The following is a 13,327-nucleotide window of genomic DNA, read 5'->3' on the forward strand; positions in this document are numbered from 1 at the left end:
ATGGACGTACCCTCTTTCGAACAAGAACAAAGCGGGGAACCGGCATCATCGGGCAACCTCGCGTCGGGCTGCGTACTCGCCGAGTCGGTGCGCAATGCGCTGGACCAGTATTTCGAGACGCTGGACGGGCAGAGTAGCCACGACCTCTATGCGCTCGTAATGAACGAGGTCGAGCGCCCACTACTGGCCTGCGTGCTGGAGCGCTGCAACGGCAACCAGAGCCGGGCGGCGGCGCTTCTGGGGCTCAACCGCGCCACGCTGCGCAAGAAGCTGCGTGCCCATGGCCTAATCAGCGAGAACGGCCACGGGAACGGGAACGGCGCCCAGCGCTAACCCACCCCGCCGTACCCGGCACACGCCCGCCACCTGACGGGCGTGTGCGCAATCATCGACCGATCTATCCCTGCCAGCCGAGGCGCTGCAGCGCCGTGCGGTGCAGTTCCGGCGTCGCCGCCGCCAGCACGTTGGTGGTCTGCAGGTCCAATTCGCCGCCGGATAGATTGGTGAAGGTCCCGCCCGCCTCGCGCACGATCACGGCCAGCGCCGCGATATCGAGGATATTCACATCCGACTCGATGATCAGGTCGATGCTGCCGCGTGCCAGCAGGTGGTAGTGGTAGAAATCGCCATAGCCGCGCGTGCGATTGACCTCGGCCATGATCCCGCCCAGCGCCGTCCAGCCTGCGGCATTCTGCGCAAGGGTCTTCAGGTTCCCGGTGGACAGCGAGGCGCGGCCCAGCTCGGTGGTCGGGGCGACGGCGATCTTTTCGCCGTTGAGGAAGGCGCCCTGGCCTTTTTCCGCCCAGGCGCGCTCGCCGAACTGCATGCCGTTGGACAGCCCGAGGATCAGCTCGCCCTTGTGCATCAGCGCGATCTGGGTGGAGAAGAACGGGTAGCGGCGTACGAAGCTCTTGGTGCCGTCGATCGGGTCGATCAGCCAGACATAATCGGAGTCCATGTCCGACTGGCCGGTTTCTTCGCCGTAGAAGCCGTGATCCGGGAAGCGCTCGCGGATCACCTGGCGGATCGCCTGTTCGCTTTCCACGTCGGCGCGCGTCACGGGCGTGTCGTCGGGCTTGGTCTCGACGTCGACGCCGGCGGCGTAGTAGTGACGGATGACCTTGTCCGCGGCATCGGCGGCGGCCTGGGCGGCCTCCATAAACGCGCTCTGCTGCATGCTGCTACCCCTTCAAAAAAAGGAGCCATCTTACCATGCCGCCCCCAGCGGCTCTGGCCAGTAAACGGTCGGCGGTTGTCCCGGCTCGGGCATGCCCCGATAATGCCGCCATCTTTTCGAGGAGTCCGACATGCCCAAGAACCTGCCCGACGTCAGCAATCTCGAACGCCTGGAACTGTTCGGCGAGGACTACAACCCGAGTGCGACCATCGAGAACGTGGACGGCCAGACCCTGTCGCTGCAGATCTACTACCAGCTGGCGCTGGACTACGGTGGCATCGGCCCGAAGGCCGCCAACTCCGGTTTGCTGATGTACGGCAGCCATGCCGACGATGCCCGCGCCCATCCGGGCAAGCACCCGAACATCGACCGCCTGTTCGAGATCCTCGACAAGGGCTACTATCTTTCGGTGAAGGCCGTACCCAAGCGCAAGAGCCGCGCCGGCTAGTTCTTCTGGAGGGCGCTACCCCGTTTCAGCGGGCAAAAAGGATCGCGCCTTCCGCGCATCACGGCAGGCGGTTGGTGTGGATCAGGCGCCAGCCGCGCGTCGGATGGCGGTGCAGCCGGGTCCGGCTCGCATACTCGCATTCCAGCTGGAACAGCCGCTCGTCCGGCACCCCCATCACCCAGCCGACCAGTGCGCGAATGACCCCGGCGTGCACGATCACCAGCACGCGTTCCGCCGACTGGCCCCCGACCGCGGTTTCGAAGGCCGTCTCCACCCTCCGGCGAAAGGCCCCCAGCGGCTCCGCCCCGGCCGGCCGCGAATGCACCGGATCGGCATAGAACGCCCGGTATTCCTCCGGCCGTTCGCGCTGCAGATCGACCCGTGTGCGGCCCTCCCAGTCGCCAAAGCCGACCTCGCGCAGGTCCGGCTCTAGATGCAGGGACAGCTCACGCTCGTCCACCAGGCGTTCGGCAAACGCCCGGCAGCGGCGCATCGGCGAGCTGACGACCGCCTGCCAGCCGTCGTCGTCGCGCACCGCGTGTTCCATCTGCGTCCACCCCTGCGCGCTGAGCGGATCGTCGCAGCCATGGCCACGATAGCGCTGCCCGCCCTCCGGCTCGCCGTGTCGCAACAGATCCACAATCATGCCGTGTCCTCGCTCAGGCAGCTCTCCAGGTGCGCCCAGTCGAAATGCGGTCCCGGGTCGGTCTTGCGCCCGGGGGCGATGTCGCAGTGTCCCACCAGCGCATCCGGAGCAATCGCCGGAAAGCGTTCGCGCAGCCAGCCGATCAGACGGGCCAGCTCGGCGTACTGCACCGGCGTGAACGGGTCGTCGTCGGTGCCCTCGAGTTCGATGCCGATGGAAAAATCGTTGCAGCGCTCGCGACCACGCCATTGCGATACGCCCGCATGCCAGGCACGCCGGGAGAACGGCACGAACTGGGTCGCCATCCCCTCCCGGTCAATCAGTACATGCGCGGACACGCGCAGATCGGCGATCTGCGCAAAGTACGGGTGGGCATCCGGATCGAGCCGATTCTGGAACAGCTCGGCTACGTGCGGACCGCCGAACTCGCCCGGCGGCAGGCTGATCGCATGCACGACGATCAACTCGGGTTCTATCCGCGCGGGGCGCGCGTCCTGGTTCGGGCTCTCGAGCACGCGAGCCGGCGGCCACCAGTCGCGATCAACGGTCACGGCTTCGGTCACGGGGCCTCCTCGGGTGGACGCTGCAGACAGGCCGCGAGGGCCTCGCGCAGTAACGGCAGGCGTGGCGGGGCCTCGAGACGGCCGTGGTAGGCACCGGCATTGAAGACGAACAGGGCCGGGAGGTGGAAGACCTCGAACTCGCGCACCAGTGCGGTATCCGTCTCCGCATCGACGACGAACAGGGCGGGCGCTTCAGACTCGGCCTGCCACTGCTCCAGCACCCGGCCCATGACCTTGCAGGCCCCGCAGCCCCGGCGAGTGAACAGGATCACCGCCGGGCCCGGGACCTCCAGGAGGTGTTGGTGGAGGTCGAACTGCGTCAGGCGGGGCAGGCCCGCCTGACGCGGGGACGGGTCAGTTGGAGTTGTCTTCGGCCTGTCGCTCAATGGATTCACCGGCATCCTGCACGTCTTCGCCAAACCCCTCCATAGTGGCGCAACCAGCGATGCCAAGCGACCCCAGGGCCACCAGCAGTATCAGCAGGGCGGCGGGAATGCGTTGGGTGAAATGCATGTGTGCTCCTTGTCTCTTTCGTGATTCGGTCCGTGATACTGACCGCCAAAGGGCACTCCCGGGGCGGTCACACTTTATGAGGCGCACGCACTGGGGTAGTTTACGCGCCGCCCTCTTTTCGTGAAGGAAGTCGCAACCCCGTGTCCGAGCCAGGGAAATACTGATCAATGTACACACTCGCGTTGGTATCCCAGGTTTTCCGAGACCAGGCGCCTCTGGCAGCGGGTCGTGGTTCTACCCGCCCGTGGTTGATGGATGCGGGGCGCAACGCAAGATCGAGGAACCTGGGATACCAACCCCACAACTTAATGAACGAAGGGGCTCGGCCGCCTGTTGCTGTCAAAAACGGGCGCGGGAACGGCGTTGCGGCTCCCTTGTGCAGAATGACTGCACGGCGGCCACCGCGCCGGGTTCCCACACAAAAGCGACTCGAGCGCGAGGGTGTCCATTGATCAGTGCTTCCCTGAATCCGCAACAGCAGGCGGCCGTGACCACCACGGACCGCCCCCTGCTGGTGCTGGCCGGAGCGGGCTCGGGCAAGACCCGCGTGATCACGGAGAAGATCGCGTACCTGATCGAGCAGCGCGGGCTCGAGGCCCGCCGGATTGTCGCGATCACCTTCACCAACAAAGCCGCGCGCGAGATGCGCGAACGCGTCCAGGGGCGCCTGTCGAAGGAACAGGCACGCGGGCTCGGCGTCTCCACCTTCCACACCTTCGGGCTGAACTTCCTGCGCCGCGAACTGGCCGCGTCCGGACTGCGTGCGGGCTTCTCCATCCTCGACCCGGGCGACTGCCGCTCGCTGCTGCGCGAGATCACCTACCGCGACGATACCGGCTCCGAGGTCGATGCCCTGATCGGCCATATCAGCCGCTGGAAGAACGACCTGATGACGCCGGAGGAGGCGCTGCACGAGGCCAGCCAGATGCGCGACGCCCCGGAGGCGATCGCCGCGGCCAACCTCTACCCGCGCTACGAGGATGCCCTGCGCGCCTACAACGCGGTGGACTTCGACGACCTGATCAAGCGTCCGGTGGACTGCCTGCGCGTGGATGCCGATCTGCGCAACCGCTGGCAGGACCGCATCCGCCACCTGCTGGTGGATGAATACCAGGACACCAACGCCGCGCAGTACCAGCTGGTGCGCCTGCTGGTAGGCGTCAGCGACGGCCTGACCGTGGTCGGCGACGACGATCAGTCGATCTACGCCTGGCGCGGGGCCCGGCCGGAGAATCTCGCACGCCTGCAGCAGGACTTCCCGCGTCTGGAGGTGATCAAGCTGGAGCAGAACTACCGCTCCACCAACCGCATCCTGCACACCGCGAACGCGCTGATCGCCAACAACCCGCACGTGTTCGAGAAACGCCTGTGGAGTGCACTCGGCGAGGGCGAGAAGATCGAGGTGATCGGCTGCTCTGACGCCGATACCGAGGCCGCCCGCGTGGTCTCCGAGCTGATGCGCCGTCGCTTCCGCCTGAATGCGACCTGGGGCGACTTCGCGATCCTCTACCGCAGCAACCACCAGTCACGGCTGTTCGAGAAGCTCCTGCGGGAGCAGGGCATCCCCTACCGCCTGAGCGGCGGGCAGTCGTTCTTCGAGAAGGCCGAGATCAAGGACCTGGTCGCCTACCTGCGCCTGCTTGCGAACCCGGACGACAACACCGCCTTCCTGCGCGTGGTCAACGTGCCGCGCCGCGAGATCGGGCCGGCGACCCTGGAAAAGCTCGGCCACTACGCCAACCAGCGTGGGACCTCGCTGCTGCAGGCCGCACGTGGTGCCGGCCTGTCCGAATACATGGATGCCCGCGCCCAGGCGCGGCTGGAACGCTTCACCGACTGGGTCGACGGCTTCCAGCGCCGGGGCACGGAGGAGGCCCTCGACGCCCTGCTGCGCGCCCTGGTCGAGGACATCGACTACGAATCCTGGCTGCTGGAAAACAGCCCCAACCCGCGCGCCGCCACACGGCGCATGGAGAACGTGCGCGAGTTCATCGACTGGGTCGGGCGCATGGGCGGCGGCAGCACCAGCGCCGAATACGGCGACGACGAGGCCGAGGATGACCGAGGCATGGACCTAGCCGACATCGTCAACCGCATCAGCCTGATGGACATCCTCGACCGCAATCGCGAATCCCAGGACGGCGACGAGTCGGTACAACTGCTAACCCTGCACACCGCCAAGGGCCTGGAGTTTCCGCACGTCTGCCTCGTGGGTTTCGAGGAAGAGCTGCTGCCGCACCGGGTCAGCGTCGAGGACGACTCCATCGAGGAGGAGCGCCGCCTGGCCTATGTCGGCCTGACCCGCGCCCAGCAGACCCTGCTGATCACCTACGCCCAGCAACGCTCCCGCTACGGCGAGACCATCGACTGCGAGCCCTCGCGCTTCCTCGACGAACTCCCCGAGGAACACCTCGAATGGCCGGACGCCAAACCGCCGGACCCCGAGACCCAGCAACTCACCGCCCGCGCCCACCTCGCCGGCCTGAAGGCCATGCTCGGCAAATAGGCCATGGGCGGCCGCCGGGGGAAGCAAACAATCGCTAGTGGAGGCGCCCGGCCCATTCCGGGCGCCCCGCCCCGCTCCCCCCTTGTCTCCTCAGCCTGCAGCTGTGCGTTGTGCTGTTGCCGGTCACTTGGCGGGCGGCGGCAAACGCACTGCGACCCTCAAAGTGACATACGACTCGCTTGTCAAAAGCTTAGGTCGCCGGAAAAGTATGGTATTCGTCACACGCCATCTTCGTTTCTTATACCAAAGGCCCCACCTCAATTGAACCAGCGAGGCTCACTGAGACGACACCCCTGTACAGCGTCCAGCGCCGACGGCATCAGTGGCGCAGCTTCAGGCCGACCCTGGTGATGCGGGCACCGTCCATCTCGCGGATGACCAGGCGCATGGGGCCGAGGTCGACGGCGTCGCCGACGACCGGTTCGGCCTGGAGTTCGTGGCGCAGATAGGCCTCGAGGGTGTCGCCCTGGCGTTCCGGAGGCACCGGGGCGCCGTAGGCCATGCCGACCGCGTCCAGCTGGGCGTCGCCATTGAGTGCAAATTCGCCAAACACGCTGCGTTCGGTCAGGCGTTCGGGCACCTCGTCCTGCGGGACGAACAGACGGTCGAGGTCATGCAGGTCCGTCGGCGCGACCATAATGTAGAGGTGGTCACCGGCATGCAGGTCCAGTAGTTCCAGGGTGTCCAGCAGCTTGCCCTCACGCAGGTGCGCGACCACCCGCGCGGTGCCCGGCAGGCGGAAACTGGACCAGGCCTCGCGCACCACGGGCGTGGTCTCGGCCAGGCGATAGCCGACCAACTCCATCTCCTGCTGCCCCGGGATATCCAGCTCGGTGCGCTGCACGCGCGCGGTGGTGGGCGGCAGTTCCAGCCCCAGCCAGCGCGCCGAAGTCGCCACCGTCCAGCCCTGCACCAGCAGCGAGATCAGCACCACAAAGAACACCACGTGGAAGAAGTAGCCGGCCAACTCCAGCCCGGCGAGTAGCGGAAACAGCGCCAGGATGATCGGCACCGCGCCGCGCAGTCCCACCCATGAGATGAACACCTGTTCGCGCCAGGGGAAGTGGAAGGGCAGAAGGCACAGCCAGACCGCCAGCGGCCGCGCAACCAGGATCAGCACGGCCGCGACCAGGCCCGCGTCCAGCGCCACCGGAGGCAACCCCGAGGGCGTCACCAGCATGCCGAGCATCAGGAACATCCCGATCTGCGCGAGCGAGGCGATCCCGTCGTGAAAGCGCTTGATGTTCTGCGAGGCCTCCAGCGGACGATTGCCGATCAGCAGCCCCGCCAGATAGACGGCGAGGAAGCCCGAGCCTCCCACCAATCCGGTCAGACCGAAGATGGCCAGCGCCCCGGCCATGGCAAACAGGGGGTACAGGCCGCCCGCCATCGGCACCCGGTTGATCAGGGCCAGCAGGGCAAAGCCCCCGGCCACGCCCAGCAGCGCCCCCAGGCCCATCTGCTGGACAAACTCGACCGCCACCACCACACCGAATTGCTGATCGGGCATCAAAAGCAACTCGATCAGCACGATGGTCAGAAAGATCGCCATCGGGTCGTTGGAGCCGGACTCGATCTCGAGCGTGGCGCCGACACGGCTTTTCAGCTCCAGCCCGCGCGAGCGCAGCAGCGAGAACACGGCGGCGGCGTCGGTAGAGCCGACGATCGCACCGAGCAACAAGCCCTCCAGCCAGGACAGCCCCAGCCACCAAACGGCAAACACCCCGGTCAGCCCGGAGGTCACCAGCACACCGAACGTGGCCAGCCCCAAGGCCGGCTTGAGTCCAATGCGGAAATTGCGGGCCGGTGTGCGCATCCCGCCGTCAAACAGGATGATCGCGAGCGCCGCCGAGCCGATCAGATAGGCCAGGGTGATATTCTCGACCTCGAGACCGCCCGGGCCCTCCGGCCCGAGCAGCATGCCGATCACCAGGAACACCAGCAGCAGGGGCACACCCAGCCGCGAGGTGATCACGCTCGAAAGGATGCTGCCCAGCAGCACAATGGCAGCCAGGAAAATAATCTGGTTGGAGAGATCCATGCGTCGATCATACCGGAACGCGTGTGCCCCCCGGCGCGCCGGAAAGCTACTGGCCGGCCGGTCCATGCTGGGGGCCACAGCCGCCTGCATGCTCTTGCTGTGCGCCTCACCGGCACTCGCGGAGCGCGGCGTGGATGCACTGCATTTCGAGTTCGAGAACGATCTGTTTGCCGGCGAGGACCGGTACTACACCAATGGGTTTCGCATCGGCTGGACGCGCAGCGAGGAACGCGTACCACCCTGGCTGCAGCGCGTCGCCGACACCCTGCCCTATTTCATTGACCGCGAGGAACGCGGGCGCCTGAAGTCGGCCATCCACCTGGGCCAGAACATGTACACCCCGGAGGACATCGAACGCTCGCCCCCGGACCCGGATGACCGACCCTACGCCGGCTGGCTGTATCTGAACTTCAGCCTGGCCGAGGATCACGGCGATCGCCGCGACCGTTTGCAGGTCACCGTAGGCACAGTCGGCCCCGCCTCCCTGGCCGGCCGCACCCAGGAGGAGGTCCACAGCTGGTCCAGCGCGCCGCAGCCACAGGGCTGGGACGACCAGATCGGTAACGAGGCCACCCTGATGGTGGGGTACGAGCGCCACCTGCGCGGGTATTCGCATCACGCCGAGGGCGGCTGGGGCTGGGATCTGACCCCGCACTGGGGCGTGACCGTCGGCAGCCCGTTCACCTTCGCCAATGCCGGGGCGATCGTGCGTGCCGGGCGCAACCTGCCGCGCGACTACGGCCCACCACGGATCAACCCGGCGCTATCGGGTTCGCATACCTTTGAAACGACCGGGCCAGTCGGGGGCTATCTGTTCGCCGGCGTGGACACCCGGCTAATGGCCTACGATCTGTTCCTGGACGGTCCGCTGTTCCGCGACGGCCCCTCGGTGGACAAGCACCCGGCGGTAGGAGAATTCACCGCGGGGTTCGTATTCCATGTGGGCGGGGTGCGTCTGGGATACACCCATGTCTGGCGCTCGCGCGAGTTCAGCGGCCAGGCCAAGGGCGCGGCGGAGTTCGGCTCGCTGCACGCCACCTGGCAGTTCTGAGCCCGCGGTGACCAGGCTCAGAACACCGCGGCCTCGACATCGGGGTAGGTGGTGGCCACCGAGCGGTCGATCTTGTCGTCGAATCCCGGGTAATCGCCGATGATGTCGGCCATGCGTTCGCGCACCAGCGGCACGGTTTCGAAGTCCGCCAGCCCCTGCTCCACGCCTTCCTCGATTGCGTCCCATAGCGTGACCAGATAGTTCTGCAGCCGCGGCAGCGTCTCCGCGCCCTCCAGCCGCCCATGCCCGGGCACGACCACGTCAGGCTCCAGCGCGATCAGATCATCCAGCAACTCGATCCACTGCGCGACGTCGCCATCCCAGACGGACGGGGCGCGATCGCTGTAGACCACGTCCCCGGCCAGCAGCACTTCCGTCTGCGGCAGCCATACGATCAGGTCACCCGGCGAATGGGCGCCTCCGGAGGGCAGAATCACCACTTCCTTACCGCCCAGGTCGCGCGTCATGCGCTCGTCCACGGGCATGTTGGGCAAAAGCGGCGTGGTGTCGCCGGTGGCCCCCTCGGTCATCTCGCGAAAGTTCTCGACCCAGGTGTCGGCCTCCGCCTTCATGCGTTCGACCGCCTCGGGGCCGGCCATGATCTCCGGGTCATCCTCGGCAAAGGCGTGGTTGCCCAGCCAGTGGTCGCCGTGACTATGGCTGTTCACGACCCAGCGCACCGGCTGATCGGTAACTTCGCGGATCGCCTCGCGCAGGGCCACGCCCATGGTCTCGGACGAACCCGTGTCAAACACGAGCACCCCTTCGCGGGTCACCACAAACGCCATGTTCGCATTCCAGCCGAGATTCTCGCGGCTGGGAAAATCGCGCGCGGGTGTCATCACCGCGTACACGCCCGGGGCCACTGGCTCGGCTGTCATCTCGTAATCCTCGGGCGCGGCCGGTTCGCCGGCCGACAATGAAGTGGTCAAGGCCAGCACCCCGGCCAAACCTGCCAGTACAACGCATAACGGTTTCCATCCCAGCATCGCGGTCACTTCCCAATGGTCTTGTACGCTCAAGAGTAGACCCGCCAGCGCCACCAAAGTGCGCGGCGCCGCGCGTGGCCTCGAAACTGGTAGCATCGGGACTTCCCTGGGATGGAGACGGCTGGTGCGCAATATTTCCCGGACCTTCCTGACAGGCCTGGCGGCGATCCTGCCGCTGGTCATCACCCTGGCCCTGCTCTGGTGGCTGGGCAGCACGGCCGAAAAGGTCCTCGGCGGACTGCTGGGTGCGATCCTGCCCGACGCCCTGTATTTCCCGGGTCTTGGTATCCTTGCCGGCGTCGCGCTGGTGTTTGCGCTGGGCGTACTGCTTCAGGCCTATGTGGTGCGCGGGCTGTTCGACTGGATGGAATCGCTGATGCAGCGCATCCCGGTCATCAAGACGATCCACGGGACCGTGCGCGACGTCACCAACCTGCTCTCCGGCGACATCCACAAGCGTTTCGGACAGGCCGTGCTGGTGACCTTTCCCGGCAGCGACTTCAAGCTGGTCGGCTTCGTCACCCGCGAGGATTTCGAGGGCCTTCCGAACAACCTGGGCGGCCCGGAAACCCTCGCGGTGTACATGCCCATGAGCTACCAGATCGGTGGCTACACCCTCATGCTCCCGCGCGAACGCATCGAGCCGCTGGACCTGTCGCTGGAGGATGCCATGCGCTATGCCCTGACCGCCGGCGTCTCCGCGCGCCAGGAAAAGACCTAAGGAGACGCTGATCAATTCGCACGTCCGCGTTGGTGCCCATTTTTTCCGAGACAAGGCGCGGTGCGCAGTGCCGTAGTCACTCTACGGCCCCGTGTCGATCATCGGGGCGCAACGCAGGATCGGGGAAAATGGGGCACCAACCCCGAAGGGGCTCGGCCGCCCCTATTGGATAAAAATGGGCCCGCTGACGGCGTTGCGGCTCGCTTATGTAGCTCGACTACACTTCGCTCGCCGCGCCTTGTCATCGAGAAAAATCGACTCGAGCGCGAACGTGCGAATTAATCAGCGTCTCCTTAAGGGGTAGAATCCGCCGCATGACGGAACACGATTCCAAGCCACGGATACTGGTCGGCGTCAGCGGCGGCATCGCCGCCTACAAGGCCTGCGAGCTGGTGCGCGAACTGAGGCGCGCCGGCTGCGAGGTGCGTGTGGTGATGACCGCGGGCGCCCAGGCCTTCGTAACCCCGCTGACTTTCCAGGCCCTTTCCGGCGCGCCGGTGCGCACCGAGCTGCTGGATGCCGAGGCCGAATCCGGCATGGACCACATCGCGCTGGCGCGCTGGGCCGAGCGCATCGTGGTCGCCCCGGCCAGCGCCAACCTGATCGCACGTTTTGCCCAGGGCCTGGCGGACGATCTGCTGAGCACCCTGTTGCTGGCCACCACCGCACCGGTCGCGCTGGCGCCGGCGATGAACCACCGCATGTGGGCCCATCCGGCCACACAGGCCAATATCGCGACCCTGGTCGAGCGCGGCGTAACCCTGATCGGGCCGGACAGTGGCGACCAGGCCTGCGGCGAACAGGGCGAGGGCCGCCTGCGCGAGCCGGCCGCGATCGCGCGCGAACTGCTGCAGCCGGCCGACGTCCCCCTGGCGGGACGGCACGTGTTGATCACCGCCGGCCCCACCTTTGAACCGATCGACCCCGTCCGCTTCATCGGCAACCGCAGTTCCGGGCGCATGGGCTTCGCCCTGGCCGCGGCCGCGCGCGAGGCCGGCGCCCGCGTGACGCTGGTACACGGCCCCACGGCCGAGGCCGTGCCCGCCGGGATCAAGGGCGTGGCCACCGAGACCGCCGCCGCGATGCACGCGGCGGTAATGGAACGTCTGCCCGAAACCGACATCCTGATCGCCGCGGCGGCGGTGGCCGACTACCGCCCGGCCGAAGCGCAGACGCAGAAGATCAAGAAGGCCGCTCCGGTACTGAACCTCACGCTGGAGCGCACCGAGGATATCCTGGCCGAGGCCGCAAGCCACGCGGCCACGCTCCCCCGGCGCCCGTTCCTGGTGGGCTTCGCAGCCGAAACCGAGCAACTGCGCGAACACGCCGAGGCCAAGCGTCGCACCAAGGCTGTCGACCTGATCGCGGCCAATCGCGTGGGCGAGGGCCTCGCCTTCGGCACCGCCGACAACGAACTGCTGTGCATTTGGGAAGGCGGTGAACGCACCCTGCCGAACCAGCCCAAGACGCAGCTGGCCCGGGCACTGATCGACCTAGTCATCGAACGTCTGGCCGAACGTGAAACCGACTGATATTGGAAAGGAAAACCGGATGCCCGTCCCCGAGATTGACCTGAAGATCCTCGACCCGCGCATGGGCACGGACTTCCCGGTGCCCGCACCGGCTACAGACGGCTCCGCCGGGGTGGACCTGCGCGCGATGATCGACGCCCCGCTGACACTGGAACCCGGCGCAGCCGAGCTAATCCCGACCGGCCTGTCGATCCATATCGAGGACCCGGGCTACGCCGGGATGATCCTTCCGCGCTCCGGGCTCGGCCACAAGCACGGTCTGGTGCTGGGCAACCTGGTCGGCCTGATCGACGCCGACTACCAGGGCCCGCTGATGGTCTCCTGCTGGAACCGAGGCGCGAACGCCTACACGCTGGAGGTGGGGGAACGCCTGGCGCAGCTGGTCATCGTACCGGTGGTCCAGCCGCAATTCCACGTGGTCGAGGACTTCGAGGAAACCGCACGCGGCATAGGCGGCTTCGGTTCCTCCGGTCGCGGATAACGACCGCAGCGCATCGATCCGTCAGCCAGAGGGATACGGCACACCCACCCCGCCCAGGCCGCAGTATCCGTTGGGCACCTTGGCCAGATACTGCTGGTGGTAGTCCTCGGCGAAGTACCAGGCATCCAGCGGCTGGATCTCCGTGGTGATGGGGCCGCGCCCTGCGGCGTCCAGCGCGGCCTGATAGCGCTCGCGGCTGACCTCGGCAGCCGCCTGCTGCTCGGCCGAGTCCACGTAAATCGCGGAGCGGTACTGGGTCCCGACATCGTTGCCCTGGCGCATACCCTGGGTCGGGTCGTGCCCCTCCCAGAACACCCGCAACAGGGTCTCCAACGCGACCCGATTCGGGTCGAACACCACGCGCACCAGCTCCGTATGCCCGGTCTGCCCGGAGCAGACCTCCCGGTAGGTGGGGTTGCGCGTGTAGCCGCCACCGTAGCCCACGCTGGTCGAGTACACGCCGTCGGTCTGCCAGAACAAGCGCTCCGCCCCCCAGAAACAGCCCATGCCCACATGCAGCACCTGCAGGCCATCCGGGTACGGGGGCGCAAGCGGCGTACCCAGCACCATGTGACGGGGCGGGACCGGCAGGGGGTCATCACGCCCTGGCAAGGCCTCCTCGGGCGCGGGCAGGCGCGGGTCGGAAAATGCGAACATTA

At 66.8% G+C, this 13,327-nt stretch carries 15 protein-coding genes; 7 read left to right on the plus strand and 8 right to left on the minus strand.

What is annotated here, in order from left to right; translation table 11 throughout:
* Complete coding sequence (locus tag TK90_RS11285; RefSeq protein WP_012983609.1) at window positions 1-333, plus strand: helix-turn-helix domain-containing protein; 333 nt, start codon at window positions 1-3, stop codon at window positions 331-333.
* Window positions 334-397: 64 nt separating this feature from the next.
* Here the strand turns inward: TK90_RS11285 and TK90_RS11290 are convergent, their stop codons facing one another.
* Window positions 398-1,177 carry an inositol monophosphatase family protein gene (locus TK90_RS11290; RefSeq protein WP_012983610.1) on the minus strand — a complete coding sequence of 260 codons (780 nt, stop codon included), beginning with the start codon at window positions 1,175-1,177 and terminating at the stop codon, window positions 398-400.
* Between the two features lie 130 nt (window positions 1,178-1,307).
* Here TK90_RS11290 and TK90_RS11295 point away from each other — a divergent pair, with 130 nt between their 5' ends.
* Window positions 1,308-1,625 (plus strand): DUF2322 family protein, encoded by a 318-nt coding sequence (locus TK90_RS11295; protein WP_012983611.1) that lies wholly within the window; start codon window positions 1,308-1,310, stop codon window positions 1,623-1,625.
* Between the two features lie 58 nt (window positions 1,626-1,683).
* On the opposite strand, the gene TK90_RS11300 is transcribed toward TK90_RS11295, so the two are convergent.
* Genes TK90_RS11300 through TK90_RS11315 form a run of 4 tightly spaced genes read right to left on the minus strand, consistent with a single transcriptional unit; the run spans window position 1,684 to window position 3,347 of the window.
* A complete protein-coding gene (locus TK90_RS11300) occupies window positions 1,684-2,271 on the minus strand; it encodes a histidine phosphatase family protein (RefSeq protein ID WP_012983612.1) in 588 nt (195 codons plus the stop codon).
* On the minus strand, window positions 2,268-2,834 hold the full coding sequence (gene ampD, locus TK90_RS11305) for a 1,6-anhydro-N-acetylmuramyl-L-alanine amidase AmpD (RefSeq protein WP_012983613.1): 567 nt from the start codon (window positions 2,832-2,834) through the stop codon (window positions 2,268-2,270). Before ampD ends, TK90_RS11300 begins: the two co-directional genes overlap by 4 nt.
* Window positions 2,831-3,157 (minus strand): co-chaperone YbbN, encoded by a 327-nt coding sequence (locus tag TK90_RS11310; protein ID WP_081601268.1) that lies wholly within the window; start codon window positions 3,155-3,157, stop codon window positions 2,831-2,833. The genes ampD and TK90_RS11310 overlap by 4 nt, the downstream gene beginning before the upstream one ends.
* Window positions 3,158-3,188: 31 nt before the next feature.
* Window positions 3,189-3,347: an entericidin A/B family lipoprotein gene (locus tag TK90_RS11315; RefSeq protein ID WP_012983615.1), complete on the minus strand. Its 159-nt coding sequence runs from the start codon at window positions 3,345-3,347 to the stop codon at window positions 3,189-3,191.
* A gap of 451 nt (window positions 3,348-3,798) precedes the next feature.
* Here TK90_RS11315 and TK90_RS11320 point away from each other — a divergent pair, with 451 nt between their 5' ends.
* Window positions 3,799-5,853 carry a UvrD-helicase domain-containing protein gene (locus TK90_RS11320; protein WP_210399569.1) on the plus strand — a complete coding sequence of 685 codons (2,055 nt, stop codon included), beginning with the start codon at window positions 3,799-3,801 and terminating at the stop codon, window positions 5,851-5,853.
* 319 nt (window positions 5,854-6,172) lie between these two features.
* On the opposite strand, the gene TK90_RS11325 is transcribed toward TK90_RS11320, so the two are convergent.
* On the minus strand, window positions 6,173-7,894 hold the full coding sequence (locus TK90_RS11325; protein ID WP_012983617.1) for a potassium/proton antiporter: 1,722 nt from the start codon (window positions 7,892-7,894) through the stop codon (window positions 6,173-6,175).
* A 64-nt stretch (window positions 7,895-7,958) separates the two neighbouring features.
* Between TK90_RS11325 and TK90_RS11330 the strand changes: the two genes are divergently transcribed.
* Window positions 7,959-8,945 (plus strand): lipid A deacylase LpxR family protein, encoded by a 987-nt coding sequence (locus TK90_RS11330; RefSeq protein WP_012983618.1) that lies wholly within the window; start codon window positions 7,959-7,961, stop codon window positions 8,943-8,945.
* 17 nt (window positions 8,946-8,962) lie between these two features.
* Here the strand turns inward: TK90_RS11330 and TK90_RS11335 are convergent, their stop codons facing one another.
* Window positions 8,963-9,934: an MBL fold metallo-hydrolase gene (locus TK90_RS11335; protein ID WP_012983619.1), complete on the minus strand. Its 972-nt coding sequence runs from the start codon at window positions 9,932-9,934 to the stop codon at window positions 8,963-8,965.
* Between the two features lie 124 nt (window positions 9,935-10,058).
* Here TK90_RS11335 and TK90_RS11340 point away from each other — a divergent pair, with 124 nt between their 5' ends.
* From TK90_RS11340 to dut, 3 genes are all read left to right on the plus strand, one after another.
* Complete coding sequence (locus tag TK90_RS11340; protein WP_012983620.1) at window positions 10,059-10,655, plus strand: DUF502 domain-containing protein; 597 nt, start codon at window positions 10,059-10,061, stop codon at window positions 10,653-10,655.
* Window positions 10,656-10,969: 314 nt separating this feature from the next.
* Entirely contained in the window at window positions 10,970-12,187 is a 1,218-nt protein-coding gene (coaBC, locus tag TK90_RS11345) for a bifunctional phosphopantothenoylcysteine decarboxylase/phosphopantothenate--cysteine ligase CoaBC (protein ID WP_012983621.1), read from the plus strand.
* Between the two features lie 19 nt (window positions 12,188-12,206).
* On the plus strand, window positions 12,207-12,668 hold the full coding sequence (gene dut / locus TK90_RS11350) for a dUTP diphosphatase (RefSeq protein ID WP_012983622.1): 462 nt from the start codon (window positions 12,207-12,209) through the stop codon (window positions 12,666-12,668).
* 21 nt (window positions 12,669-12,689) lie between these two features.
* On the opposite strand, the gene msrA is transcribed toward dut, so the two are convergent.
* Complete coding sequence (gene msrA, locus TK90_RS11355; RefSeq protein WP_012983623.1) at window positions 12,690-13,325, minus strand: peptide-methionine (S)-S-oxide reductase MsrA; 636 nt, start codon at window positions 13,323-13,325, stop codon at window positions 12,690-12,692.
* Window positions 13,326-13,327 lie beyond the last annotated feature (2 nt).

This window comes from Thioalkalivibrio sp. K90mix, assembly GCF_000025545.1.
In the GTDB taxonomy this organism is placed as follows: domain Bacteria; phylum Pseudomonadota; class Gammaproteobacteria; order Ectothiorhodospirales; family Ectothiorhodospiraceae; genus Thioalkalivibrio.

Coding starts and splice junctions, on each gene's coding strand:
- TK90_RS11285 (WP_012983609.1), top strand. CDS start 1: ATGGACGTACCCTCTTTCGAACAAGAACAAAGCGGGGAACCGGCATCA.
- TK90_RS11290 (WP_012983610.1), bottom strand. CDS start 1,177: ATGCAGCAGAGCGCGTTTATGGAGGCCGCCCAGGCCGCCGCCGATGCC.
- TK90_RS11295 (WP_012983611.1), top strand. CDS start 1,308: ATGCCCAAGAACCTGCCCGACGTCAGCAATCTCGAACGCCTGGAACTG.
- TK90_RS11300 (WP_012983612.1), bottom strand. CDS start 2,271: ATGATTGTGGATCTGTTGCGACACGGCGAGCCGGAGGGCGGGCAGCGC.
- TK90_RS11315 (WP_012983615.1), bottom strand. CDS start 3,347: ATGCATTTCACCCAACGCATTCCCGCCGCCCTGCTGATACTGCTGGTG.
- TK90_RS11325 (WP_012983617.1), bottom strand. CDS start 7,894: ATGGATCTCTCCAACCAGATTATTTTCCTGGCTGCCATTGTGCTGCTG.
- TK90_RS11330 (WP_012983618.1), top strand. CDS start 7,959: ATGCTGGGGGCCACAGCCGCCTGCATGCTCTTGCTGTGCGCCTCACCG.
- TK90_RS11335 (WP_012983619.1), bottom strand. CDS start 9,934: ATGCTGGGATGGAAACCGTTATGCGTTGTACTGGCAGGTTTGGCCGGG.
- coaBC (WP_012983621.1), top strand. CDS start 10,970: ATGACGGAACACGATTCCAAGCCACGGATACTGGTCGGCGTCAGCGGC.
- dut (WP_012983622.1), top strand. CDS start 12,207: ATGCCCGTCCCCGAGATTGACCTGAAGATCCTCGACCCGCGCATGGGC.
- msrA (WP_012983623.1), bottom strand. CDS start 13,325: ATGTTCGCATTTTCCGACCCGCGCCTGCCCGCGCCCGAGGAGGCCTTG.